Below are 22,619 nucleotides of genomic sequence, written 5' to 3'. Positions count from 1 at the left end.
GCAACCGGCATGTCCTTCAACCTCGGAACGCCTCCAGTCGGACTGCCGCCATATTCGCCATGGACTGCACGTCATTTGCGGACAATTGAACGCGCTATCGCCATTGCGTGGGGGCGACTGATGAGCCAACCAGCTTTCGTCGCATGGGTTCAGACAGCCATTGAGCGCGACATCACCATCCAGCTTCAAAAGCAACTGGTTTTGCTACTGAACACCAACGAGGTGCGAGGCTTTTCTGCAGCTTTTTTCGCACCTCCCATACGTGGCCAGGAGGTAGAGAATCACTCTGGATCTGAAAAGGAAAAAAGGCCGGATCTGACCTTTCAACGCCTGGCAGCAAGGCCGGTGGACACGCAGAACGCTCAGTTCTATGAGTGCAAGATCATCGGTCGTGGGCGGACGCTTGACGACTATCACGACGAAGGTGTCATGCGTTTTGTGGATGGTCGATACGCCTGGGCCATGCCGCATGCCGGCATGATTGCCTACGTGTCACCACCTCCCCCCGCAGTCGCGGACGTCGCACTGAGTGGCTACTGGACAAAAGCTCGTTCAGGCGCACTCGCCAGTGGCTTGCTTACAGGCAAGCTCCAGGTAGACACGGCAACTGGGCCGACGGTTGCGATCAGTATTCACCAGCGAACGTTCCCGCTGCCCGATCAGCAGCATCCAGGCGACATCGCCTTGCGCCATCTATGGTTGTCAGCGGTGGAATAATCGCTGCGCCCCCTTTGGCCGCCAGGGCTGTTCTCAACATCGGCTTTGGCAGGAGCTGACACCGAAGTTCGGAATCGCAACGTCCCTTGTCAGTCTGAAGCTGCCACGCCAGAGGTAGGTTCTGCAGCGATAGGCGTCGTCCACCCGCGGACCGCCAAAGACAGATCCGCGGCAGATCGCTGCCACCAATGAGCCTGATCACATTTTCACGGTGCTGATTTCTGCTCCGTCGTGACCCAATGCTGCATTTACTATATGAGTCTCCGGGGCGAAACGGTGCGTCACCGGTGGCGCTCGAACGCTTCTGCAAGGATTTATCTCTCATGGCATTCAAGAAGCCGACAACTCACGCTGCTGTTCCAGAAAGCCCCGACCGGTTGTTTCGCGATCTTCCACGACGCAAGCACGCCAGCTTGTTCGATCATCAGGGGCAGGTGCTGCGCAACTACGTGGCGCACGCGTTGGACGTGCCAGATGTAGCGCTGCAACTACCAACCGGCAGCGGCAAGACGTTGGTGGGTCTCCTTCTGGCCGAGTGGCGGCGGCGCAAGTTCCGCGAACGCATCGTCTACCTTTGCCCTACCCGGCAGCTTGTTCACCAGGTCGCTGAGGAAGCGTCGGCGAAGTACGGTCTGACCGTTGAGCCGTTCACGGGCAAGATCAAGAACTACTCACCAGAGGCAAAGACCGCGTACCAGGACGGCGACCGCATCGCCGTGACGACGTACAACAGCCTCTTCAACACCAATCCGTTCTTCGATAGCCCGGACATCATCATCATCGACGATGCCCACGCTGCCGAGAACTACATGGCGAGCCAATGGACCTTGCGCGTGAGCCGGTTCGAGCCGAATGACAAAGCGCTGTTCACGGCCATGGCAAGCGTGATCAAGGCAGTGCTTCCTCCGCACAACTACACCCGCCTGACCGGCGACTGGCAAAGCGTTGACGACATCAGTTGGGTCGATAAGATCCCGGGCCACTTATTAACTGAAATCGCGGCCGAACTGCGGGCTACCATAACCGCGAACGTCGGCGATACGGATCATCGCTATTCATGGCGCATGTTGGCCAACCATCTCCATGCATGCCAGTTGTACGTCTCGTCCAGCGAGATCATGCTGCGACCGCTGATCCCGCCGACTTGGTCCCACGGTCCGTTTGCCGGCGCAAAACAGCGGATCTTCATGTCTGCCACACTGGGTGCAGGCGGAGACTTGGAGCGACTCACCGGACGTCCGCGGATCAAGCGCCTGCCAATCCCCGAGGGGTGGGATCGCCAAGGCATCGGGAGGCGCTTTTTCATGTTTCCGGAGAAGTCACTTACCGAAGAGCAGACGCTGCAGTTGCGGCGCGACCTGATGCGCAAGGCCGGCCGCAGCCTAGTGCTGACGCCCAACAAGCCGGACGCCGAAACGGTGAGCAAGGACGTGACCGAGCACCTGAAGTATCCGGTGTTCACGGCCGACGATCTCGAAGTCAGCAAGACAGGCTTTACGAGCTCTGCGCATGCAGCTGCCGTGATCGCCAACCGCTACGACGGGATCGACTTTCCCGATGACGACTGCCGACTGCTGTTTGTAGAGGGCCTGTCCCGAACGACAAATCTGCAAGAACGCTTCCTCATCAACCGCATGGGGGCGAACCTGCTGTTCAATGAGCGCATCCAGACGCGCGTACTGCAGGCAATCGGGCGCTGCACGCGTGGCTTGAACGACTATTCTGCTGTTGTGATCACCGGCGACGAACTGTCGGCCTACCTGACTGATCGCAAGCGTCGGGCGTTCTTCCATCCTGAACTACAGGCAGAGTTGGAATTCGGGGTCGACCAGTCGACCAGGATCACGGCGCAGGATCTGCTCGACAACTTCGCTATCTTCCTGGACCACGATGAGGACTGGGAAGAAGCGAACCAGGGCATCCTTGATGCGCGCGAAGCAGCGACGCAGGCCAAGTTCCCCGCCATGGACCAGCTGGAGGCGGTCGTGGCCCAGGAAATTGCCTGGCAGACAGCCATGTGGAACGAGGACTACATCAAGGCCTACGATGCGGCGCGCGATGTCCTAGGCGGCCTCACCGACCCGGCCTTGCGCGGCTACCGCGCGCTGTGGCACTACTTGGCCGGCACATCGGCCGAGGTTGCCTCGGCCGCAGGGGAAGCAGGTTTCGACACGCACGCGCGCGCCCAATACCGCAAGGCCAAGGAAGCCGCCGCCGGCATTCCCTGGCTCATCGGGCTGGCCCGCGGCGGCACAACAACAGCGCCAACGCCCGAAGAAGTCGGTCACGGCACGCTGCTGCTGCAGGTCGAACAACTGGAAGCACAACTCGTTAAGCTGGGCACGCTGCACAACCGCGAGTTCTCTGCTCGCGAGAACGCAATACGCGAGGGGCTGAAGGACGGCAAGACCTTCGAGCAAGCTCAAGTTCTCCTGGGTGAGCACCTGGGCTTCAACGCAGGCAAGCGGGAAGACGACGCCTCACCTGACCCCTGGTGGATCGTCGGCAACATAGCGCTGGTCTTCGAGGATCATGCAAACGCCAAGGGTGAAACATCCACAATCGACGCCACCAAAGCGCGCCAGGCCGCTTCTCATCCCGACTGGATGCGGGAGCATGTGCCTGCATCGGCTGGTGCGCAGATTCAGCCGGTACTGGTGACGCCAGCGAAGAAGGCCAAGGACGGAGCGATGCCGCACCTAGCCCGCGTCTCTCATTGGGATCTCGACGATTTCCGGCGGTGGGCAGACCAGGCTCTCGTCACCGTCCGAGACCTCCGCAGGGATTTTCATGAGTCCGGCGATCTCGCTTGGCGGGCGCAGGCAGCCCAAGCACTTAGTGACAGCCGTGCCGACGCACCAGGCCTCTTTGCATGGCTGGCCGCACGGCCAGCTCGAGAGCATCTGACCGGCGTGCCCTGAGTTTCGCCTCCAAGCCCATCCATGCTTCCCACAGCACATCACTCTGCGAACACGGCGATCAATATCGCCGTCTTGGGCGAAGAGGCTCGCGAAATCGACGGGCAGGCTGTGCAGATTGTCAGCTCACCCCCGGGTGGTCGCGCGGATGTTCCGCGTCGCTGGCACCAAGAACCGGGAGCATGTTGGATGAACTGGAAGACGCGCTTAGGGCATTGCAGGCCGTTGTGGTGGAAGCTTCGTCGCCACCTGCCCGGACTGCAGCGCCCGCAGTAACCCGATTTGCTTTCCCGTCTGTTGGCGTCGCTGGGCATCTGGTCTCGTTGAGCACTGAAAGCAATCCCGAGGAACCGAGCGAGTAGCTCTTGTGCAGGATGTAGAGGTCGCAATGGAGATCAGCTCAGAACGTCTCGCGTAGCGTCTATAAGGCTGCTGTCGCAGCCTGGACGCCCGTTCCTGGAGGATTCATTGTCATCGTTAGTCAAGTGGCCGGTTTCGGCCACAGCCGTCGAACGCCAGCTAACGGCGACTGTCTCAAACCAGCCCGAATCGGCCCCACACATGGCGCCCGCGAGGACAGCCGCTAGCCGGGACTGCGAGTTCGGCCTGCTGCCTGACAACAGCCGGTCGCCCTCCGTGTCCCCGGCAGAGGAGGGGCTTAGCGGCAGACCTTCTGATTGATCAGATTTCTGTCTGTTCTGAAATTTCGAGGGCGTCGTCAACCTCAATGCCAAGATATCTCAGACGCTTGGCCGTCTCGCGCGTGACGCCCGTGGCATTATCGACCGAGCAGTAGCGAAAAGCGATCTGGGCAGCAGTTGAACGGGCAGGTATGCAGGACTCTTTTTGATATATCAAAGACATCCATTTTTCCGCCTTTCATCAGCCAACGCGCGGGCCTGCGAGCGTTACGCCGCAGGCAAAGCAACCGCTACGAGCGGTCTATCTGGAACAATCGGTGCCGCCTCGCAGTTTCGCCAACCGCTCCTTCCATGCTCGTCCAGTTCACCGTCCTCCTTCTCCTGGATGCTGCTCACGGCAGCCTGGCCGAGATCGAGCTGGTGTACCCGAACGTGGCCTGCGGTGAACGCCTATGGCTCTGGATCGAATCCCACTGGGTGACACTGCTCAAACCCATCAACGAAGGCACCCCATCCCTGCGTGTTTTCGACCGCGCCGTGCTCAAGCTCGACGGCACGCACGGCGAACTGCTCTGGCCCAGCGGCCGTTGCGACGCGCTGTCGTTCGAGCCTGACAGCGCGCTACGCCCGGAGTTCAGGCGGTTGGTTCATCAACACCTGAACTGAGACCTCACGCGGCATCAAGGCTCCAGAGTTGCCAGCTCAACGCTGAGAGACAACGCGGCCATGGGCAGACGCCGCTCTATAGAATCTGGCGCTGCGCAGTGCATACCGACGCTGTGCAATTCCTTCATTCACAAAGAACGAGCTCGACAATCATGGCAACTGCAAAAAAGACCACCGCGTCTGCACCAGCGAAGAAGGCGGCCAAAACCCCTGCTGCTGCCACCGGCATCCGTCCGATCAAGGACACGTTCACCAAGGGCGCGCTGACCAACCACCTGGCCGAGCAGTCCGGCGTCGAGCCCAAGGCCGTCAAGGCGGTGCTGGCCACTCTGGAAGCCACCGTGCTGGGCACGGTCAACAAGAAGGGGGCGGGCGAGTTCACGCTGCCCGGCCTGCTCAAGATTGGCGTACAGAAGGTGCCTGCCAAGCCCAAGCGCAAGGGCATCAACCCGTTCACCAAAGAGGAACAGGTCTTCGCCGCCAAGCCCGCCACGGTTCGCATCAAGGTCCGCGCACTCAAGAAGCTCAAGGACGCAGCACTGTGATGCTGCGCGGCAGCGGCGGACCGGTCAGCCGACCGGCCCTGTCGGCATGACCCGCTCCGACCTGCACCGCCCTACCATGCGCTGCAGCCGCCGCATCATGGAGAGGTGCTCGGGAAATCGCGTGACGTTGGGATCGCTGGTTTCCCGGCCCCACCAGATGCCGGCGTAGTCCGAGACCGCGCCGTTGTAGCCGCAGTCCGGGCCGTCCTCCTCGAACTCCGCGCACAGGCGCCGCAGCGCTTCGCGGAAAGTCAGCCGGTGCACGGCGACCAGCACTGCGGGGTTCCACACGACCCAGACGTTGCCCCAGAAATCGCGGGCCGCGTCGTTGCCCGAGCACTCGAAGAACCTGTCGTAGGCCTCACCCACGTCGAAACGCCCCTCCGGTGCATTGATCCCCTCGGTCCAGCGCGCCGAGGGCGCAACCCAGGCCTCCAGCACACAGCCTCCCGCTCCGTACTCGCCGTACTCGTAGGCCACGGACAGCGATTCGCTCAGGCAGATCCCGGTGCCGGTGTAGCTGCATGATGCCGAGCGCCGAAACCCCTCCCGCAAGATGCTCCGCCCGCTCGCGCTGCGCGTGCCATGGAAGAGCGGCCCCAGGCGGCCATCGGTACTGGTGTCCATGCCCGGAGCTTCCCAGCGGAGCCCCCCGGTGCAAGGTCGTCGGCCACCGCGTCAATCATCGAAAAGCTTGAGCTGAGCAGCCACTTCCGGTTGCGACTCCTGACGCACCACCGGCCTACGCTCGGGCCGCGCATCGCTCCTGTGCGCCCCGACGTGATCGGGCACGGCGGGGGAAACGGTATCGGTGCGCTGCGGCTCGGGCTCGCGCGCCTGCCGCGCCTCGATGCGCCGCCGCCAGCCGCCCAGCACATGGGCTGGCGTGTACCAGCGGCTCCAGACCTCGTTGCTCAAAGAATTGCCGTGCAGCACGATGGCCGGAATATGCAGCAGCGAAGCCTGGAGATAGGTCATGTGGATACAGCACAGGTCGATGTCGATGTCGATGCAGGTTGCGTGCATCGCGCCCTGGTAGTTCAGCCCCGCCTGCTGCAGCGCATCGGCCATCGCGATCACCATGCCGCCCGCGCCGGAGGCTGGCTCCAGCACGTCGAGGAAGCCCTTCGCCCTGGCCTCGGCCCCGTCGCCGACCAGCATGCGCGCCATCATCTGGGACACGTGGTAGGGCGTGAAGAACTGCCCCGCCCGGTCATTGCCCAGTTCGAGCTGCATGTAGACACCCCCGAGCACGTCGCCCAGTCCGCCCGCGGCGCAGCGCCGCTCCATCGCGAGGGTCAGGTGTCCCAGCATGCGTGGGAAGCTCTCGAATACGTCGCGCGGATACCTCTTCGCGATCTGCAGGTAGCGCGCCTCGCGTGCGTCGAACTGGCACCGGTCCACCGCGTTGCTGAAAGACAGGCAGGACAGCTCAACGAAATCCGAGAACACCTCGTGCGGGTTCCAGCGGTGAGCGGTCTTGCGGATCAGTTGCAGCAGCTCCTTGGTGTGGTCGGTACCGTCCAGATCCATCGCCATCCTTTCGCACCCGCCCATGCGGGTCGTCCAGAACAGCATCCCGCCCGGCAGGGCCGGGTCAACGGCACCGCCCGGCCGTCAGGCAGCAGCCGGTGCGCGCCCCCGGCCTTCGGCCGCCAGCCAGGCAGGTGGCAGGCGCGATGGAAGCGCACCCGTGCCCAGTAGCGCCGTGCGCGGGCGCACACGGCCTTGCGGTGGGAGCGGCTGCCGCTCGGCACGGCCCGCCGGGCAAGTTCACCGTCTTTCAGCCAGTCTCCTTTCGGAAACACCTTACGGAGCCGTGCTTACCCTGCAAGGGCACATCTGCCAGCGTTGCTGCGGCGTCGTCCGGCCTACTCCACAAATGAAGGATTCAACAGATCGATCCCTGCCCCCTTGCACTTGATCCACGGGCCGCCGGGATGCCCATAGCCATCCCAGGCCGCGAGCGCCGCAAGGGCATCGGCCGCATGCTCGTAGCAATACCGACGCTCATAGCCTTCGAAGTTCAGTCCGACCACGAGGCCGGTCGTGAAACTGAAGCGATGCAAGCCACACGCGGCAGTGCCGATGACGCGGAGTTGGATGTAACCTTGCGAAGCTAGGAAGGCTTCGAGTTCAGCTGTCGGGCCGTCTTCCTGAACACGTCGGCGAACGCGTTTCAACATGTGCTTCCTGGGAAAACGGAGGAGCGTTGTACCGCGGCGGATCCGCTCACTCGACGATGGGAACCGGCTCGCGGTCCTCGAACGCCGACTGCACCGCCTCGATGACGCGCAGGGCTAACGCCTTGTCTTCGAGCACTGTGTACTCCCTTGTCAGCTTGCCGGAGACCCGCCATCCGTTCTCCTTGATCGACCGGATCATGCGCACGGCGTCCGAATCGGGCATCTCCAGCACGTCCTTGATGCGGCGTTGCGCGACCTCGAACCGGACCAGCACGCGGGCCTCGTCCGCCATCTCGTGCCGGATCGTGTGGGCGACGAGTTGGGCCGTGTAGACCGCGTGTTCCGTGAGATCCGGATAGCGCCAGGCCGCACCGGCGTCCTCGTAGGCGTCGAACAGAAGGTTCGAGCGCACCCCGTCCTCGTAGGCGACCATCTCGCCGAAGCGGTGGGCATCGTCGTAGCGCCGCATGAAGGGGCGCGAGAACACCTCCAGGACGCGGTCGTATCCATGGCCGAACTCCCGCACGCCGGTGATGGTGGCCGACACAGGAAGGATCACGCCCGCGGGAATGGCCCGATCGCGCTGCAGCGTGTCGTTGATGAGAAAGCGGTGGATGCGTCCGTTGCCGTCGCTCATCGGGTGGATGTAGACGAAGCCGAACGCGATGACGGCCGCGCGCGCCAGCGCCTCCCGTCCGCGCGTCGCCTGCTCGAACGCCTTGAGCCCGTCCAGCATTCCGTCCAGCGAAGTGAAGTCCGGGCCGATGTAGTGGACGATGTCGTCGCGAATGGTGGCCTGGCCCACGAAGACCGGCGATTGGCGCACGCCGAAGCGAAGCGCGGTTTCGCCGAGGATGCCCTTCTGCAGCACGGTGAGGCTGTCGATGCCCAGTGGTTCCTCGAGCTTGCCGCAGTGCTCGGCCATGACGTGGGCAAACCGCTTGATGCGATCAGTCTTGTCCGCCTCGTGCTCGATCAGGAAACTCGCCCGCGACTCCTTGAGCGTGAGCCACGCCGCGGCGCGCATCAGCACGTCCTCGCCGAACTGGCGGTCCAGCTCGGCGATCGCCCCGAAGGGATCGAACTGCAGCGCCTGGCCGAAGGCCGGGGTGCGGCGCACGAGCGGGCAGAACGCCGGGGTACCCGGCAAGTTGTTGTTGATGCGCCAGCGCCGCTCCCGGATGGCCTCGGTGCGCGTCAGATAGGCGTCTGCGGCGATGGCGTCGACATAGGTTCCGGCGGTCAGGTCAGGCACATCGAGCCGGTGCCCGGTGAGCCACTCGTAGAAGAAGCCGGCACGGCGTGCGTACTGCCCGAAGGGCTCAGCCCGGCACCACTGCTCCAGCGGCTCCGACCCACAGGCTGCGAACAGCCGCGCGAAGAACTCGAGGTGGATCTCCTCGTATTTCAGGCCGAACTCGAAGTGACCGGCGAAGCTGTCCGCCGGCCGGTAGACGACCGGGTACTGGTTCAGGATGCGCTCGGGCGACTCTCGCACCGAGCGGGTGGTGCCGATGGTCGATTCCACCCGCAGGGGCTGCACCAAGGCGATGCCGTACTGAGCCTCCAGGGCCTTGAAGCCAATCTGCATGTTACAAAAATCCCCTTAATCACCACGAAAAATGATGATTATCAACTCCGTTGGAGAAAAAACACTTTGGCACATGGTTACACAAATACGCCGACAGCCAAAGAAAAATGATGACCAGTGACCGATTTGTTGGAAAAACGCTTTCGCACAAGACGATGGCCGGGAACACTACCGATCGGTGATAGCTTGACGCGACCGGCCAAGTCAATGCCAACGCCGATGTCGATGCCACCAGAAATCCCCCGCAGACCGGGGCGCTTGCGCGGCACTCCTTCGGAAACACCAACTGCTGCGCTGCGGCTGCGCTCACACTGGGGACTCCCTCGCTTCCCTTGCGGAAGACTTCCCCGCTCCGGCTGGGCGTAGCAGTCGTTACCTGCCTCTACGGGATTCGCCGCCATCGCTCGTGTGCGGTGGCCAGGCCATGCGCAGCGCTGGTGGTCGCCGCCATCTGAGCGGCAACCCGGCCGACAACGGGATTCCGAGCAATCCCAGTCCATCCTTCGCCGTCGCCAAGCCCACCATGGCTGCACGTCGGCGGCTTCTTCATTTCCCGCCACCTCTGCGGTGGCCAAGCAGTGGGCGAGTCGCCTGGGTCTTCTGGCCCAACCCCCGCCCTCCCTTTGACAGGAGAATTCACATGCAAGCAGAGACGCTCCAGGCGGCCCACCGGCCGTCTGAGATTGAACGCACCCGCGTGGCAGTCGCCCTGCCACCGGATGCGACCTCCTCCGGCGAGGCGCTTTTCGTGCCGATCACCTGGGAAGATACGAACGACGACGGGGCGGGACGGCCCCGGATCCTGCGGGATCCGCACTGTGCGCTGCCCTGCTTCACCAGCCGGGGACTGATCGGCTTCCTCTGCCAGGACCGGGCCACGCGCACGGTCGATGGCAATCTGAAGCTCTGGTACGGGGAGGTCAGCCCCGAAGACTACCTCCGGCTGTGGCGCGAGGCCCTCAAAAGCCCCCTGACGCCAGCGCAGCTGGCCGAGCGGCATGGCCTGTGCCTTCGCGTCACGCTGTGCGCAACCCTCGACAGGGTGCGCGGCATGCGCTGCCCCTGGCCGAATGCTCCATTCGAGACCTTCGAGCATCTGGAGGCCTTCCATGGAACGCGGCTGATCTACATCACGGCTGAAACCGGTGAGACACGCTTCGGGCTCTCGCTCGACCTGCGCGAGCCCGAGGCGGCGCGCCATACGTTCTACGTTGAATCGCTGCTGGCCCAGACCGGGGACACGCAGGCCGGGATCCGCGTGACGCTCGGGCGCGTGGCCCAGCCCCCGTACCGCCTGCCTGTCTTCGACTGGCAGGCCAACCTGTTCGAGGAGGCCACTCCATGAGCCACCGCGTCGAATACCAGTGGGCCGCGTTCCACGTGCCAGGCGCTCCGCTCGGGCTAGCCCAGGACCGCTACATCATCGCCATCGAAGGCGGCGACAACGCCGTGCGCTGTGGGATCCACGGCAGACGCGCGCGCAGTTGGGACGCTTGCATGGTGGGCGACCGCTCGCAGATCCTGCGGCAGGCCGTTCAGGCTGCTGGTGCCTGCGAGAACGGCAGCTTGAGGCCCCATGGACGCCGCTGGATGCCGGAGACCTACATCCGCCAGATCCGCTATCTGCTGGATGCAGCCGCCGCCACCCCCCCGCAGGGCTCCTGGCATGCGCGGCTGCGCGCTGCGGCGGACCACCCCGCCATCGAGGCGCTGCGCCAGCTTGGCTTGGAACCGCGGCTGGAAACCCGCGACGGGCAGCAGCAGGCTCTCGTCGAGCCACGGCCCGAGCACCATGGCGCGTACTTCGCGCTGATCGATCGCTACGCCAGCGAACTGCCTGCGCAGTACTGGATCGAGGTGTGCGGACTGCCGACCTCGTGAACGTCCGGCATCTCCTGGAGGAAGCCCTGCCGCCATGCGGCAGGGCTTTCGTTTTCCAGCTCACGCCTGCGCACATCTCACGCCACGCGCCGTTCCTGCCCCGGCTCCGTACCTCGCACAACACGAAACGGCGGCAACCCCGCGATCAAACGCCGCCCCCATGGGGTGCTTCCGAGCCGCGTATCCAGCACCGTGATGCGGCCGCGGTCCTCGCGCGTGCGCAGCAGCCGACCCACGGCCTGCGCCAGCCGGATGCCGACCTCCGGAACGCTGCGCTCCATGAAGGCCGACCTGCCTTGGGCCTCGACCCTTCGCCAGTGCGCAACTGAACGCGACCGGCAGGTGCCTCTGCAGGGTGGGCAGATCCTTCGCCATGAGCTGCTCCTGCAACGCTACGGTCGAGGACGACACGACCACGGTGCGTCCGCGCGAACGCGCGAGCACGATGGCCGGCAGCAGGTAGCCCAGAGTCTTTCCCGTGCCGGTGCCGGCCTCGATCGCAGCGATACGCCGGGCTGGTGGCCGCAAGCCTTCTTCCGCGTCGCCAAGGCTGCCCAGGGCCTGCGCCAACTCGGCCATCATCACGAGCTGCCCCCGGCGGCTCGTGTAGTCCGGCATGGCCTCGCGCAGCGCGCGCAGGCAGGTCTGCATCTGGGATTTTTCTGCATCGGTGAGCATGCGGACAGCTTCTCGCGACACGCGGCGTCTTCAAGAGCTAGTACTCGCCGGGAAGCCAAGACCCTGCACGCGCGCCGCCCGAAGCCCCATGCCCCCCGGGGCTGCCTTCGTACCGCAGAAACAGCAACGCCCGACCCGCCATCCAAGGCGGTCCGGGCGTTTTATTGCGCTCCTATCTATTTCGTTTGTCGGCCTCAGCCGATCTGGATCACGACCAGCACGGCATCCAGGGTACTGCCATGCTGCGCGCAGAACCGCTCGCAGTGCTCGACCGCTCGCTCCCTCAGGTCGGCTTGTCGGGCCAGCGCGAGCAAGTGCAGCAACGCCTCGGACGGCGCGAAGAGCACATCGCGGCCTTCTCCATCAACCCACAGGATGGCACCGGGCTCGGATTCGGGCCGGGCCGACGCGATGTCATCGACTTCATCGGCATAGTTCGACAGCAAATCCTCCAGCCAATCGGCCTGGTTCTCCCGCAGCCTCGCCGTCTCGACGTCCAGGCCGTGTGCGCCGGCAAGTGACTTGCGCGCATGGACCAGTACTTCTTCCAGCATTGCACTGTGCGAGAGCACGCCAGCCTGCGCATCGCTGATCCACAGCCAGGCCAGCACCCACGCGCCGCCGTCGCCGGTCGAAGTGGTCGTGTGGTCGTCGATCTCCGTGTCGTCGTCATCCTCGATAGCCGCGCGGGCCGCCGAGACGTAGGGATCGTCGCCGGGCACCGCAAAGGCCCGGATGCACTCTCCGATGGTCAGGCCCTCTGCGCACAGGGCTTCCAGGGAAGGGATGCCTGGTACCGCACCCAACGCCGGTGCGGACGGTGCGGACGGTGCGGACGGTGCAGTTTCGCGGGACTGGTCCTGGTTGGCCGACTCGCGCAGGTAGTGGCGCGCTCGCTCGATCGCGGCCCAGCAGTCTCCGGTGGTGGGCTCGTCGTTGCTCTCGGCGAACCTGAGCGCGTACGCCAGCACGTCGTCGATGAGCGTTCTCGGATCGGTGTTCATGTGGTTTCTCCTTCATGAAAATGAAGGGGCGCTACCCCCAGGGGTCGGCGCCCCTGGGGGTAATGGATGTGATGCCGGTAGCACGCCGGTGGCAGGCTCCGGGACTAGTGCGGTGAGGCACCCAGATGCATCACGGTGTTCAAGAGGGTGTCTTCCAGGGTCTCCTCGGCGTACTCGCTGCCGACATAGCCCCAACACTCCTCGTCGCGGTCCTCGACGCGCCGTCCGGTGACGCGGTCCACCACGTAGACGACGATGCCGTAGACCTCGCCGTTGACCCAGGCGTTGTACTCATCGAGCACGCCACGGCAGTACCGCTCGGCTTCCTCGGCGAGCTTGGCCGCCACTTTGGACGGCGGGATGTCCAGGCCCGAGGCTTCGACCAGCGCCGCCATAGCCTGCGTCCGTGTCGCATAGCCGCCGATCCAGGTGGTCCCGCCGTCGAGGGAATAGTGCACGGCCGGCGGATCGCCCCGGCCGCCGGCCGTGCCGAACCAGAACGCTTCGCCAACGCCCAGTTCGCGCAGCACGTTGGACCGGATGTTGTCCTCGGCGTCCTCGTCGGGCACCCAGACGGCACCGCCGCGCGTAGTGTCCCAGCGACACTGCATGCCATGGCCGGTCACGCTGTAGACGATGCCGCCATGGTCGTAGATGTCGAGCAGGACCGCCAGCGGGTAGCCGATGCTGCCTGCCGCGAGGGCACGCTCCCAGGCCGCCTCCGCCTCGCTTTCGCAGAGCAGGTTCGCCAGGTCCTTGAGCTTGTCGTGCCAGCACGGTGCCAGGTCGTTCCACCAGGGAACGTCGAGGAACTGCTTGGCGATGTAGTCGAGCGCGAACTCCCAGCCTTCCTGGTGGACGGCATCCTCGACCGTCTGCAGGACCGCGTTCCACGTGGCTGCCTTGCCGCGGCTGCGCAGGAGGTTGCCCAGCGTCGCCATCAGCGAGCGGTTCTTGCGGAGCGAAGCAACAACGCAGTCGGCCAACTGGCCGGACACACCCTCGTCGCCGAGATCCTTGTTGCCGTCGCCGTCGCGCCCCAGGGCGTGGAAGAAGTACCCCTCCTCGTCGCGCCGCGCGCGCCGCCCTCGGTGGTACAGGCAGCCCATGGCATGGCCCTCGGCGAGCGGGTTGCAGCGTTCCGCGTCATCGTCGAAACACAGGCCGCCGACCACGATGAATTTTTCCATCACGACCATGCGCTCCTCGGTGTCCGGCGGGATGCGCAGCACTGCCTTGACGTCGATCGTCTCTTGCGCGTCGGCCGCGCCGACGAAGGCCACCTCGGAGAGCGATTCACGCGCGTCCTCGACGCCGGGAAGCGCCAGCCCCCGGATAGCGAAAGGAACCCCTTCTACGGCAACGACCGTCTCCGGCCGCAGGTTGGAAAGAACCTTGACTTGGTGTTTGTTCATGATGGCTCCTTGAACAAGTCGCGGGGCCGTCCCTGCGCGGGAAGCGTCCCGCTAGGGTTGACAGGTGTCCTTTGCCGGTGCGGCACGGGACATCGAAAGGTCGCCGACGCGCGAAACTGCGCATGCAGCGCGGGCGCGGGGCTCAATGAAAATGGAAAGCCCCTGCGCGGATCCGCGCAGGGGTCAAGAAAACGGACAACCCGGCAGGGGCTGCCACACGGCAGAAAGCGGGCCACCCGTTGACAGGTGGCGCGATCGCAAAGCGGACACCGTCCGCATGTCTCACAAGGCTACGATTCGCTCGATGAGCAGGCTGGCAGCTTGCCTGTGACGGCGCGCAGCGCCGAAAGCCTGGTCACTCTATCATCCACTGCCGCAGCGTTCAATATGCGGCGCGGTCGAGGCCTGCCTCAACCGTTCCTTGCCCGGCGTGATGTGGACGCCAATGCGCTGGACGAGGTCCAGCAGCTTCGCGCAAGCCTGATCGCCCTGCAGCAGGCTGCATGTCCCCCTTCTGCTGCAACACCCCGCCGCATCCTGCGGCGCCATGGTCGCCACCCGCATTCGCCCGCCGAGCCAGGCGTTCGCGGCTCGCGGTCGTGCGACTGCGGCGGCAGCTACCGCATCCCGGCCCACACTCAAGGCTCACCCGCTTCCCTCAAGGAAGCCCCGGCCATGCCGGGCGTCGCAGTCGTTACCTGCCCGGCGCGGATCCGTCCCGCCAACCACTTCCACCTGGGAGCACCGTCTCCCAGGGAGCGGTGTTCCCGTCCACCCCTGGAGAGAACACCATGCACACAACCTGCTCCGACAGTGCCGGTCCGGCACAGGACCGCGCCACCATCGACCTCGAAGACCTGCTCGGGGACGGCGAAGCCCAACTCGTCTACGAAGGGCTCTACCGCCTGCGTGAAGCCAAGGTCGAGGCACTGGGCATCGTGCGAGCCGCGGGGCTCAGTCCCCATGGCCGGCCCTTCGAGCCCCGGGACTTCGGCGTTCCGCAGATCGACCAACTGCTGGCCCGCCTCAGCGCCGATCCCGCCGAGGAATCCCCGTCCACGCCAGAGTGCTGAGATGGGTCCGACGCCCTACCAGTACCTGCCCCTGTGGGCCAAGGTCGCGATTGAGCGGCTCGACGCGGACGCCGCGCTGCGCAGCGAAGCCATGCTCGACGAACTGCTGGACAGCTACGCGCGATGCTACGCAGAGGCGGTCGATGCGCAGACCCGAGAATCGGCACGGCACATCTGTCGGCGCCGTTTCATCGGCTCGTACACCGAACCGCCGCGGCCCGAGCCCGTTCCGCCCGGAACCTTGCGCCTGGTCCGGCTGGCGCGCGAAGGCGCACTCAGCACCGGCGACCGGGTAGCGACACAACGGCTGGGCGAATGCGAGGTCACCCGTATCCACACGCCCCATTCGATCGAAGTGCGCGATCCGTCCACCGGGCGGCACTACCTGATCAGCGGCCTGTACTTCGGGCCTGATGCACGCATCGCCGAGACGGCGACGCCAACCGGCAAAGCGTAGCGACCCGACCGGCAGCCGCCCCCCGCGACGAAGGCCCCGGCTCCACCCACGCGCCCCTGGCGCACCTGTTCCCCAAGAGCACTGTCCCTTCGGGGCAGCGCCCCATCCATACGAAAGGAGCATCCCATGTCCATTGCCAACGCCCTCGAGGGCGCCATGAACCATGGAACTCAATCGAGACTGCGCTGCGCGCCGCCAATCCAGGCGCCAGCACGGAAGACCTCTACCACGCCACGGCCGATGCCATGGACCGGACACTCGGCTTGCGCAGCAATGAGCTCCGTACGCCGAACTGGCTGCGCTGGCGTAGCGGGAGAGAGCCCGTGAACGCCACACCCGCGTCCCCCGCCCAGCACCTGCTGCGGCACGCCGAGCCCCTGGTCGCGGTCTCGATCGCGCACTTATGCCCATCCACCCGCCTGCGACTTGCCGATGGCGAACTGTCGGTCATCGCCTATCCGAACGACTACGGCGGGTTCGTCTACGTCGCCCCCCACGGCGAGAGCGTTCCCGCAGAACCCGAGCTGGTCCCGATTTTCATCGCGGCACGTGCAACCGGCATCGTCTGGATCAAGTTCGATGCCGACGCCGAAACGGTCGAGGGCTTCGCGACCTTCGGGGATCAGGAGACACTCTCATGAGCCGCCACATTCTTCATCTAGTCCATGCGGGCCAGGCCGTCACGGTGGTATCTGGCTACGACCGGCCGCTGCGCGAGCTGTTCCTGCACGTGGTGCGGAACAGCGACGCGGCACTCCCCCAGGAAGAGACTTTCCTCTACGACAGCCTGGCGGAACCCTGGCTCGACTGGACGGACATCAACACCGTAGCCGACAAGCTGGAGTCCCTTGGCATTGAGCCGCCCGCCAGCCTGATTCAGGGCATCTTTCTCGACCAGTGTCTGAACGCCGGCAACCGCGTGGTCGAGCACCATGCCGACCGGCCGCCCGCCGTGCTGCACACCGGCTGAATCCGGGCCGCCTGACTGAGGCCCATCCTGTTCGCCGGGTACCCTTGCGTCAGCACGGGCACCCCGCGAGCCACCATCCATCGCGAAACGACATTGCTCAGGCCCACGCGGGTCGCGAGGACCACGACACAACGACGCACGGTCCATCGCCACCGGTAATCGCTCGTCCGTGACCTTGAATGCGCGCGGAGCCTACCGAGCGCTGCTTTCACGCCGACGGTTGAGCCCCACACTGGAGGCGTTTTCCCGGGCCATGGCCCTCGCTCGCCATCGAGCGCCTTCCCGAGTTTCTCGGGCGTCGCGGTCGTTACCCGCCCAACGCAGCACTGCTGCCAAGCACCGCGCCGGGTTCTCCGGCCCCAGCTTCCGCGCCGATCCGGCGCCGCTCCGTTTTTTCACCTACCCCGCGGCCCATAGCCGCGCCATGCCGTGCCATGTCCGTTCGCGGGCCTGGTCGCGGTCCACCCATTCTGAAAGGCCATCCATGACCACTGTCGCCGAAACCCTCTGCGCCATCGAGCGCCGCGCCGAGCGCGCCATCGTGCAGGAGCTGCGTCTGATGACTCAGGAGATTCTTGCCATGCGGACCCAGCTCACGCTCGCGGACCGCGCGCACGCCGATGCGCTGTTGCTCAAGCTGACCCACCTGGAACGCTGCCAGCAGGTCGACACCGTCGCGCCCTGCCCCATCGCACCGTCCGCCGCGCCTACCGGGCTAGGGTTTCCCATGCTCCCGATCGACTCGCTGGAACCGCTGCAGCCGGATCGCTATCTGGTCCATCTCTACGGCCACGAACTGGGCGATCTGGAGCGCGCGGTCCTCGTCGAGACGCTGGCCTCGGCCGCCCAACTGGTGCGTCAGCACCAAGCCGAGCGGCCCCAGCTGGTGTGGGAAGTGACCCACAACAACACCACGGGCGAACTGGCCTTCCTGGGTGATGACGACATGCTCGTCGCCAGCATCTCGCCCTGCGAGCCGCTCACGCCGGAAGTGGAGCCACTGGTCGCCGACGCCTGCAAGGAATTCGGCAAGGGGAGCCTCACGGCGCTGCGGTGTCTGTTCATCACCCCCGTGCAGATGCAGCCGGAGCCTCTGGCCGCCTGAAACTGCGGCGCCCGGGTGTCTTGGCGCCCGCCGTTGATTCCACCACCCCCCGGGGCTCGCCCCGTGGGGCGGGCTCCTGCGCACCACACGGTGCGCTTCGCCACTGCACGCCTGCGCGCTGCGGCGGCCAGGAGACCCCATGTCCTTACTACCTTTCGAGAATCTCAAGGCGCGCGCCAAGCGCGCCCTGGACACCCGGATCGCCCGCTGCGATCCTTTGCTGCACGGCATCGGCATCGGCATCGGCATCGACTTCGACTCCGAAGCCGCATGCCTCGCGCTGATTCGCTGCGCTGTGCTGGACGACGATGAGCGCGCGGCACTGCGGGCCACGGCCCGGAGCGCCCGTGATGGCTCGGACCTTGCGCAGCGTGCCCGCATGCACGCCGAAGCGAACCGCTCCGACTGGTCGCAGTGGCTGCAGCGCATACGCCAGACGGGCCATCACCGTATCGACCAGTGGGACGTGCGCTGCGTCAGGGGGCTGATCGCGTACTTTCCTGAGTGTGTGGGTCAGCGCCAACGCCGTGCCGCCATCGCCTGTCATGTGGACGATGAGACCGACGCCTGGATGCTTGCTTTCGCGGACGCACCGCGACGCGCGGAGATCGAACCATGAATTCCCGGATGCAAGCCGACCTGCCCGTGCCGGACCTGAGCTGGAGCGACGACGGCTGGTTCACGCAGTTCCTGCCCAACACCAAGGCCGGCGAGGACGCCTGGCGTGTGATGACAACCCACACGGACGGCACCGGCAAGGTGTTCTCCGTCCATGCGGCGGACACCATCCGCCAGCTTCGCGCGAAGGGATACACCGTCGCCAAGGCACGGCGCGCCGACAAACGCTCCGGTGCTGACGACGACGCCCTGCTGGCAGAACTCGCGAAACCGCAAGCACCGCGCTCGTAGCAGCCGCGCCCCACGGCTGGTAACACATCAGCCCGCCCGCGCCATAGCCGTTCGCGGCAATGCGAGAAGCACACGGTACCGCCGCAAGCGGCACCGCCATCCTGGCCCGCCGTTCACCGGCGGGCGTTTTCTTGACCCCGAGGGGCACCGACGCCCCGACGGGGGCGCGTGCGCCTCATTTTGATGAGGAAGCAACATGCACGATCCCATCCAAACGGAGGGCGCACCGCTCTCCGAAGAAGAACGCATCGCCGCCAACCGCACGGCGATTTTCTCCGCGCTGCGCGACGAAGGCGTCCTGCGGGCTGCGGTCAGCTACACCGGCTCCGGCGACTCGGGCGGCCCGGAGGGCGTCCGTTTCGAGATGCCGGACGGTCCCCGTGAGCTGGACGAGATGCCAATGGCACCGCAGTACGTGGAGTCCAGCCAGTACGTCGACGGCGCATGGCAGACCACGGTCAGCCTGGATGACAGGCCGCTCGACGACGCGCTCACCGACTTCGCGATGGATGCGGTCGACCAGCACTTCGGCGGCTGGGAAAACGAAAGCGGTGCCTCGGGCGAAGTGGTGTTCGATGCCACGGCATCCACCGTGGTCATCGAGCACAACAGCTATTTCATCGACTCCGAATACTCGGAGATCCGCGTATGAAGGCGCATGTCTCGCTTGCCTGCTGGCCGGGCCTGCGGCATGAAGCGGCGGCAGCGCTGCTGTGCGACCCGATCGAGGAACCGCTGTTCGGGCGGCTTTCGGCTGAACACGTCCAGTTGGTACCGCAGAGCCTGGGCTGCCTGGACGAAGCGCTGGCCGATGCGCTGCGCGCCGCCCATCCAGGCACGCGCTTCCGGCTGCACGCCAACGTCCAGGTGCTCTCCAGGCGCCGGCTGGCCGACCTCAGCGGGTTCGCGCTGCACGCCGACTGGTTCGCGCAGGCCGCGCGCATCAGCCGGCGGCTGGATGCACCGGCGTACACGGCGCATGCCGGGCGCCGCTGCGAAGCGGATCTGCCCCGCATGCTGGGCCACGCGCGCCGCTGCGCCGACCTGTTCGGCTGTCCGGTCGGCGTCGAAGGCCACTACCCCTCGGCCGGCGATGTCTGGCTGGTGTCGAGCTGGGCGGAGTACCGCACGGTGTTCGATTCGGGCGTGCCCTACGCGCTCGACCTCTCGCATCTGCACATCCTGGCGACCCGTACGGGCTGCCGCGAGACCACGCTGGTGGCCGAGATGCTGGCCTGCGAGCGCTGCATCGAGGTCCACCTCAGCGACAACGACGGCCACGGCGACTGGCACCAGGTCTGCGCAGAGCGGCCCTGGTGGCTCCCGCTGCTGCCGCACATCCATCCCTACGCGGTGGTGTTTTCCGAAGGCAACCACCGCAGAGCAAGGAACAACCATGTCCACTGAAAATCCCCAACAGCAACCCACTTTCCTGGCACAGGCCGACGGCACGCTGGCCCTCAACCAGGCTGGCATCGAACTCCAGACCCGCTACCGTCAGGTGAAAGCCGAGCATGACGCGCTGGATGCGAGCTGGGCCGGCGCCTTCCTGGCGCGGCTGTTCGCACAGCACGCCTGGCTGGACGCCGTGACGCTGTCCTTCGCGGTTTCCGCCGAGTACGACGATAGCGGGGGCTACTTCCGCTCCATCTCCTGCCAGATCCGGTCGGCGCGCGCCGTGCCGCAGCATCCCCTGCCTGAAGAACTGCTCACGGAGGGAGAATTCGACTCGGACACTGCCGAGCAGATCGTCGAGCAAGAAATCGAGGACAGCGAGTTCGATCTCTAGACGTGCCTCTCGGAGACTCCCAGCGGCTACGACGATCTCGACCTGACGCTGGAGCGCAAGCCCATTGCGGAATTGCTGTGTGCCAGCCCCATCGACGGGCATGCGGCATTCCGTGCCTGGGGACTGGGGCAGGCCACCACCCCATAGCACCATGGCGGGTTCGCGCAAGACGCCGGCCCGCACGGTTTCGCAGCCCTGCGCTCCGCAGCCTGCGGCAGCGGCCATCGCGCCACCCGCGATCGGGGAACATCTCCGCCGCTGTTCCGTGGCACCGCTCGGCGGCGCAGACACCACGCCCACGCCACGGCCACACTGGACCTGCTTTCATCCGCCTCCAGGGGGGCTTCCAGCGCTCTGCGCTGGCGGCGCGGCCGTTACCCGCCCCTTGCCTTCAACGCGCCGGCCCCGTCGCCGGCACGTCCCTTCCATCCGGGAACACCGTTCCCGATGCTGGGCTGGTGTTTCCCTCTCCGGAGAACACCCATGTCCTATGAAACCATGACCATCGGTGCCTCGCCCTGCGAGGAAAACTGCGCCCAGGTGGGCCATCCCGACTACGAGGCGCGATCCCGGCGTGAATGCCTGGTCTTCCGGCGCATGCTCGAACGCCTGTTTCCCTTGGCCGATGATGTGCCCGCCCGGTTCGCCGTGATCAGCTCTCCCCACGAGTTCGGCACCTACCGCGAAGTCTGCGTGCGCTACGAAGACTCCGATGCCCGTGCCTGCGACCACGCCTATGCGGTCGAAGCGAACACGCCCGCCCAATGGGACGCGATCGCACGCTACGAGCTCATCTGGATCGAACGCAAGGACCAACTGCAGCGAGCAGTCCTGCGCGGCGATCTGCAGCCGCAGGAGGTACCGACGGTCTACCGCGGCAACGACGTCCCGGACCTGCCCGCGGATCACAGCTTCAGCGAACTGCTGACCACGTTTCCCCTGTAGTTCACAAAAAGCACGGCACCGCTGTATCGACGACAAAACAAGACTTTCACTGGTCTTGACCTCCTGACGGCCCGCAACCGTCTTCATTCCTCTCACCCACAACGGGGCCGTGTCGCCCCAGCGGGTGCCGCGGCCCTTCCTTTTTTCCAAGGAAACCCCATGGCACTCGCAGTTTTCATTCTTCCGTCACGAGCCCGTTTCGCCTCAGGTCAGGTGGTTGTGACCACCGGCGTCGGCGCGCTGATCGGCGAAGGCAGGCTCAACCCGGCACCGTACCTTTACCGTCATCTTTGCGGTGACTGGGGCGATCTCGACGACAGCGATCGGTGCCTGAACGACGCTGCACTGCAGTCCGGCGAGGATCGGCTGTTCTCGTCCTACCAGGTTGCGCCCGACCTGAAGCTCTGGATCATCACCGAGTGGGACCGGAGCGTGACCACGCTATTGCTGCCCAGTGAATACTGATCTCAATCAACCTGGAAACCCCCAGTGCTTGGTCAAAGCGGTCGCGAAGGACGAACAGGCAGATTTGTCCAGGATGACCAGGAAGTCCTCCCGGCTAACGGGCGGGGCCTCGAACCGTTTGAGCATGCCGCCCAGCACCTTCGCCACCTCCGGCCCGGCCTCAAGCAGTGCGGCCAGGAATGTGCCCGGATCCACGGAACGAACCGCGAGCTCGCGGCGCGAGGTGAGGCGTGCAATGTGGTGGCGGCGCAGCTGGTGTATCTGACTCATCTGCTGGGCCGACTGGCCGAGGCGACGAACAAGAGCCGGGACTACCACTGACGGGGCAAGACGGCAGTCCGTCGCCACGGCAAACCGCCTGTCAATCCGGGCGGTGAGAGAGGCAACGACGCATCCAGCTCAACGCACACCGGCAACGCTCCCATACTGACCCGCGCATCCTGGCCACGGCCAACGCACGCCCTATGGGCGTTCCCGATCCCGCTCGGGCGTCGCGGTCGATACCCGCCCCGCCGCCACGGCAGCCCTGAGCTGCCCGCCACCACACACCTTGGCTCCTACGCCTGCGCGCAAGGGGCCAGGGCCGTGATCTTTCGTCCATCCCATCCGGGGAGCTCGCCTCCCCGATGGGTCGGTGCGTTCCCCGCCTTCCTTCGGAGAACCA

Annotated in this window: 27 protein-coding genes; 18 read left to right on the top strand and 9 right to left on the bottom strand. The window is 65.4% G+C overall.

Going from position 1 to position 22,619, the window contains the following annotated elements; all coding sequences use genetic code 11:
* Positions 1–9 precede the first annotated feature (9 nt).
* Both ACODS0_RS14450 and ACODS0_RS14445 read left to right on the top strand, forming a co-directional pair.
* A complete protein-coding gene (locus ACODS0_RS14450) occupies positions 10–717 on the top strand; it encodes a hypothetical protein (protein ID WP_488835725.1) in 708 nt (235 codons plus the stop codon).
* Between the two features lie 323 nt (positions 718–1,040).
* On the top strand, positions 1,041–3,638 hold the full coding sequence (locus tag ACODS0_RS14445; protein WP_488835723.1) for a DEAD/DEAH box helicase: 2,598 nt from the start codon (positions 1,041–1,043) through the stop codon (positions 3,636–3,638).
* Positions 3,639–4,316: 678 nt separating this feature from the next.
* Here the strand turns inward: ACODS0_RS14445 and ACODS0_RS14440 are convergent.
* Positions 4,317–4,499, bottom strand: coding sequence for a hypothetical protein (locus tag ACODS0_RS14440; RefSeq protein WP_488835721.1), 183 nt, complete (start codon positions 4,497–4,499; stop codon positions 4,317–4,319).
* A gap of 128 nt (positions 4,500–4,627) precedes the next feature.
* Here ACODS0_RS14440 and ACODS0_RS14435 point away from each other — a divergent pair, with 128 nt between their 5' ends.
* Positions 4,628–4,942, top strand: a complete 315-nt coding sequence (locus ACODS0_RS14435; RefSeq protein ID WP_488835719.1) for a hypothetical protein — start codon at positions 4,628–4,630, stop codon at positions 4,940–4,942.
* A 152-nt stretch (positions 4,943–5,094) separates the two neighbouring features.
* A complete protein-coding gene (locus ACODS0_RS14430) occupies positions 5,095–5,487 on the top strand; it encodes an HU family DNA-binding protein (RefSeq protein WP_488835717.1) in 393 nt (130 codons plus the stop codon).
* Positions 5,488–5,511: 24 nt separating this feature from the next.
* Here the strand turns inward: ACODS0_RS14430 and ACODS0_RS14425 are convergent, their stop codons facing one another.
* The 4 genes from ACODS0_RS14425 to ACODS0_RS14410 all read right to left on the bottom strand — a co-directional run bounded on the left by ACODS0_RS14425 (position 5,512) and on the right by ACODS0_RS14410 (position 9,264).
* Complete coding sequence (locus ACODS0_RS14425; protein WP_488835715.1) at positions 5,512–6,114, bottom strand: hypothetical protein; 603 nt, start codon at positions 6,112–6,114, stop codon at positions 5,512–5,514.
* A 51-nt stretch (positions 6,115–6,165) separates the two neighbouring features.
* A complete protein-coding gene (locus ACODS0_RS14420; protein ID WP_488835713.1) occupies positions 6,166–7,026 on the bottom strand; it encodes an N-6 DNA methylase in 861 nt (286 codons plus the stop codon).
* 332 nt (positions 7,027–7,358) lie between these two features.
* Entirely contained in the window at positions 7,359–7,673 is a 315-nt protein-coding gene (locus tag ACODS0_RS14415; protein WP_488835711.1) for a hypothetical protein, read from the bottom strand.
* Between the two features lie 46 nt (positions 7,674–7,719).
* Positions 7,720–9,264 carry a Fic family protein gene (locus ACODS0_RS14410; RefSeq protein ID WP_488835709.1) on the bottom strand — a complete coding sequence of 515 codons (1,545 nt, stop codon included), beginning with the start codon at positions 9,262–9,264 and terminating at the stop codon, positions 7,720–7,722.
* A 640-nt stretch (positions 9,265–9,904) separates the two neighbouring features.
* On the opposite strand from ACODS0_RS14410, the gene ACODS0_RS14405 reads away from it, so the two are divergent.
* Both ACODS0_RS14405 and ACODS0_RS14400 read left to right on the top strand, forming a co-directional pair.
* Positions 9,905–10,609 (top strand): hypothetical protein, encoded by a 705-nt coding sequence (locus ACODS0_RS14405; RefSeq protein WP_488835707.1) that lies wholly within the window; start codon positions 9,905–9,907, stop codon positions 10,607–10,609.
* Positions 10,606–11,145 (top strand): hypothetical protein, encoded by a 540-nt coding sequence (locus ACODS0_RS14400; protein ID WP_488835705.1) that lies wholly within the window; start codon positions 10,606–10,608, stop codon positions 11,143–11,145. Before ACODS0_RS14405 ends, ACODS0_RS14400 begins: the two co-directional genes overlap by 4 nt.
* 60 nt (positions 11,146–11,205) lie before the next feature.
* Here the strand turns inward: ACODS0_RS14400 and ACODS0_RS14395 are convergent, their stop codons facing one another.
* The 3 genes from ACODS0_RS14395 to ACODS0_RS14385 form a co-directional block, all read right to left on the bottom strand.
* Complete coding sequence (locus ACODS0_RS14395) at positions 11,206–11,823, bottom strand: DEAD/DEAH box helicase (protein ID WP_488835703.1); 618 nt, start codon at positions 11,821–11,823, stop codon at positions 11,206–11,208.
* A 194-nt stretch (positions 11,824–12,017) separates the two neighbouring features.
* On the bottom strand, positions 12,018–12,827 hold the full coding sequence (locus ACODS0_RS14390) for a hypothetical protein (RefSeq protein WP_488835701.1): 810 nt from the start codon (positions 12,825–12,827) through the stop codon (positions 12,018–12,020).
* 104 nt (positions 12,828–12,931) lie between these two features.
* On the bottom strand, positions 12,932–14,242 hold the full coding sequence (locus ACODS0_RS14385) for a hypothetical protein (protein WP_488835699.1): 1,311 nt from the start codon (positions 14,240–14,242) through the stop codon (positions 12,932–12,934).
* Between the two features lie 791 nt (positions 14,243–15,033).
* Between ACODS0_RS14385 and ACODS0_RS14380 the strand changes: the two genes are divergently transcribed.
* The 12 genes from ACODS0_RS14380 (at position 15,034) to ACODS0_RS14325 (ending at position 21,955) form a co-directional block, all read left to right on the top strand.
* On the top strand, positions 15,034–15,315 hold the full coding sequence (locus ACODS0_RS14380) for a hypothetical protein (protein WP_488835697.1): 282 nt from the start codon (positions 15,034–15,036) through the stop codon (positions 15,313–15,315).
* Between the two features lies 1 nt (position 15,316).
* Positions 15,317–15,772: a hypothetical protein gene (locus ACODS0_RS14375; protein ID WP_488835695.1), complete on the top strand. Its 456-nt coding sequence runs from the start codon at positions 15,317–15,319 to the stop codon at positions 15,770–15,772.
* Positions 15,773–16,095: 323 nt separating this feature from the next.
* Complete coding sequence (locus ACODS0_RS14370) at positions 16,096–16,413, top strand: DUF5983 family protein (protein ID WP_488835693.1); 318 nt, start codon at positions 16,096–16,098, stop codon at positions 16,411–16,413.
* Positions 16,410–16,742 carry a hypothetical protein gene (locus ACODS0_RS14365; protein WP_488835691.1) on the top strand — a complete coding sequence of 111 codons (333 nt, stop codon included), beginning with the start codon at positions 16,410–16,412 and terminating at the stop codon, positions 16,740–16,742. Before ACODS0_RS14370 ends, ACODS0_RS14365 begins: the two co-directional genes overlap by 4 nt.
* Positions 16,743–17,226: 484 nt before the next feature.
* Positions 17,227–17,847, top strand: a complete 621-nt coding sequence (locus ACODS0_RS14360; RefSeq protein ID WP_488835689.1) for a hypothetical protein — start codon at positions 17,227–17,229, stop codon at positions 17,845–17,847.
* A 139-nt stretch (positions 17,848–17,986) separates the two neighbouring features.
* Positions 17,987–18,466: a hypothetical protein gene (locus ACODS0_RS14355; RefSeq protein WP_488835687.1), complete on the top strand. Its 480-nt coding sequence runs from the start codon at positions 17,987–17,989 to the stop codon at positions 18,464–18,466.
* On the top strand, positions 18,463–18,756 hold the full coding sequence (locus ACODS0_RS14350) for a hypothetical protein (RefSeq protein ID WP_488835685.1): 294 nt from the start codon (positions 18,463–18,465) through the stop codon (positions 18,754–18,756). Before ACODS0_RS14355 ends, ACODS0_RS14350 begins: the two co-directional genes overlap by 4 nt.
* Before the next feature lie 196 nt (positions 18,757–18,952).
* A complete protein-coding gene (locus tag ACODS0_RS14345) occupies positions 18,953–19,408 on the top strand; it encodes a DUF6878 family protein (protein WP_488835683.1) in 456 nt (151 codons plus the stop codon).
* Positions 19,405–20,163 (top strand): hypothetical protein, encoded by a 759-nt coding sequence (locus ACODS0_RS14340; protein ID WP_488835681.1) that lies wholly within the window; start codon positions 19,405–19,407, stop codon positions 20,161–20,163. The genes ACODS0_RS14345 and ACODS0_RS14340 overlap by 4 nt, the downstream gene beginning before the upstream one ends.
* On the top strand, positions 20,153–20,545 hold the full coding sequence (locus tag ACODS0_RS14335; RefSeq protein ID WP_488835679.1) for a hypothetical protein: 393 nt from the start codon (positions 20,153–20,155) through the stop codon (positions 20,543–20,545). The genes ACODS0_RS14340 and ACODS0_RS14335 overlap by 11 nt, the downstream gene beginning before the upstream one ends.
* 483 nt (positions 20,546–21,028) lie before the next feature.
* Positions 21,029–21,490, top strand: coding sequence for a hypothetical protein (locus tag ACODS0_RS14330; protein ID WP_488835677.1), 462 nt, complete (start codon positions 21,029–21,031; stop codon positions 21,488–21,490).
* A 159-nt stretch (positions 21,491–21,649) separates the two neighbouring features.
* Entirely contained in the window at positions 21,650–21,955 is a 306-nt protein-coding gene (locus ACODS0_RS14325; protein WP_488835675.1) for a hypothetical protein, read from the top strand.
* A 6-nt stretch (positions 21,956–21,961) separates the two neighbouring features.
* Here the strand turns inward: ACODS0_RS14325 and ACODS0_RS14320 are convergent, their stop codons facing one another.
* Positions 21,962–22,225 carry a hypothetical protein gene (locus ACODS0_RS14320; protein WP_488835673.1) on the bottom strand — a complete coding sequence of 88 codons (264 nt, stop codon included), beginning with the start codon at positions 22,223–22,225 and terminating at the stop codon, positions 21,962–21,964.
* Positions 22,226–22,619: the final 394 nt, after the last annotated feature.

It is taken from the genome of Acidovorax sp. FG60 (assembly GCF_057808995.1).
The sequence above is the reverse complement of the archived record's forward strand: the minus strand, read 5'-3'. Positions and strand labels throughout refer to the sequence as shown.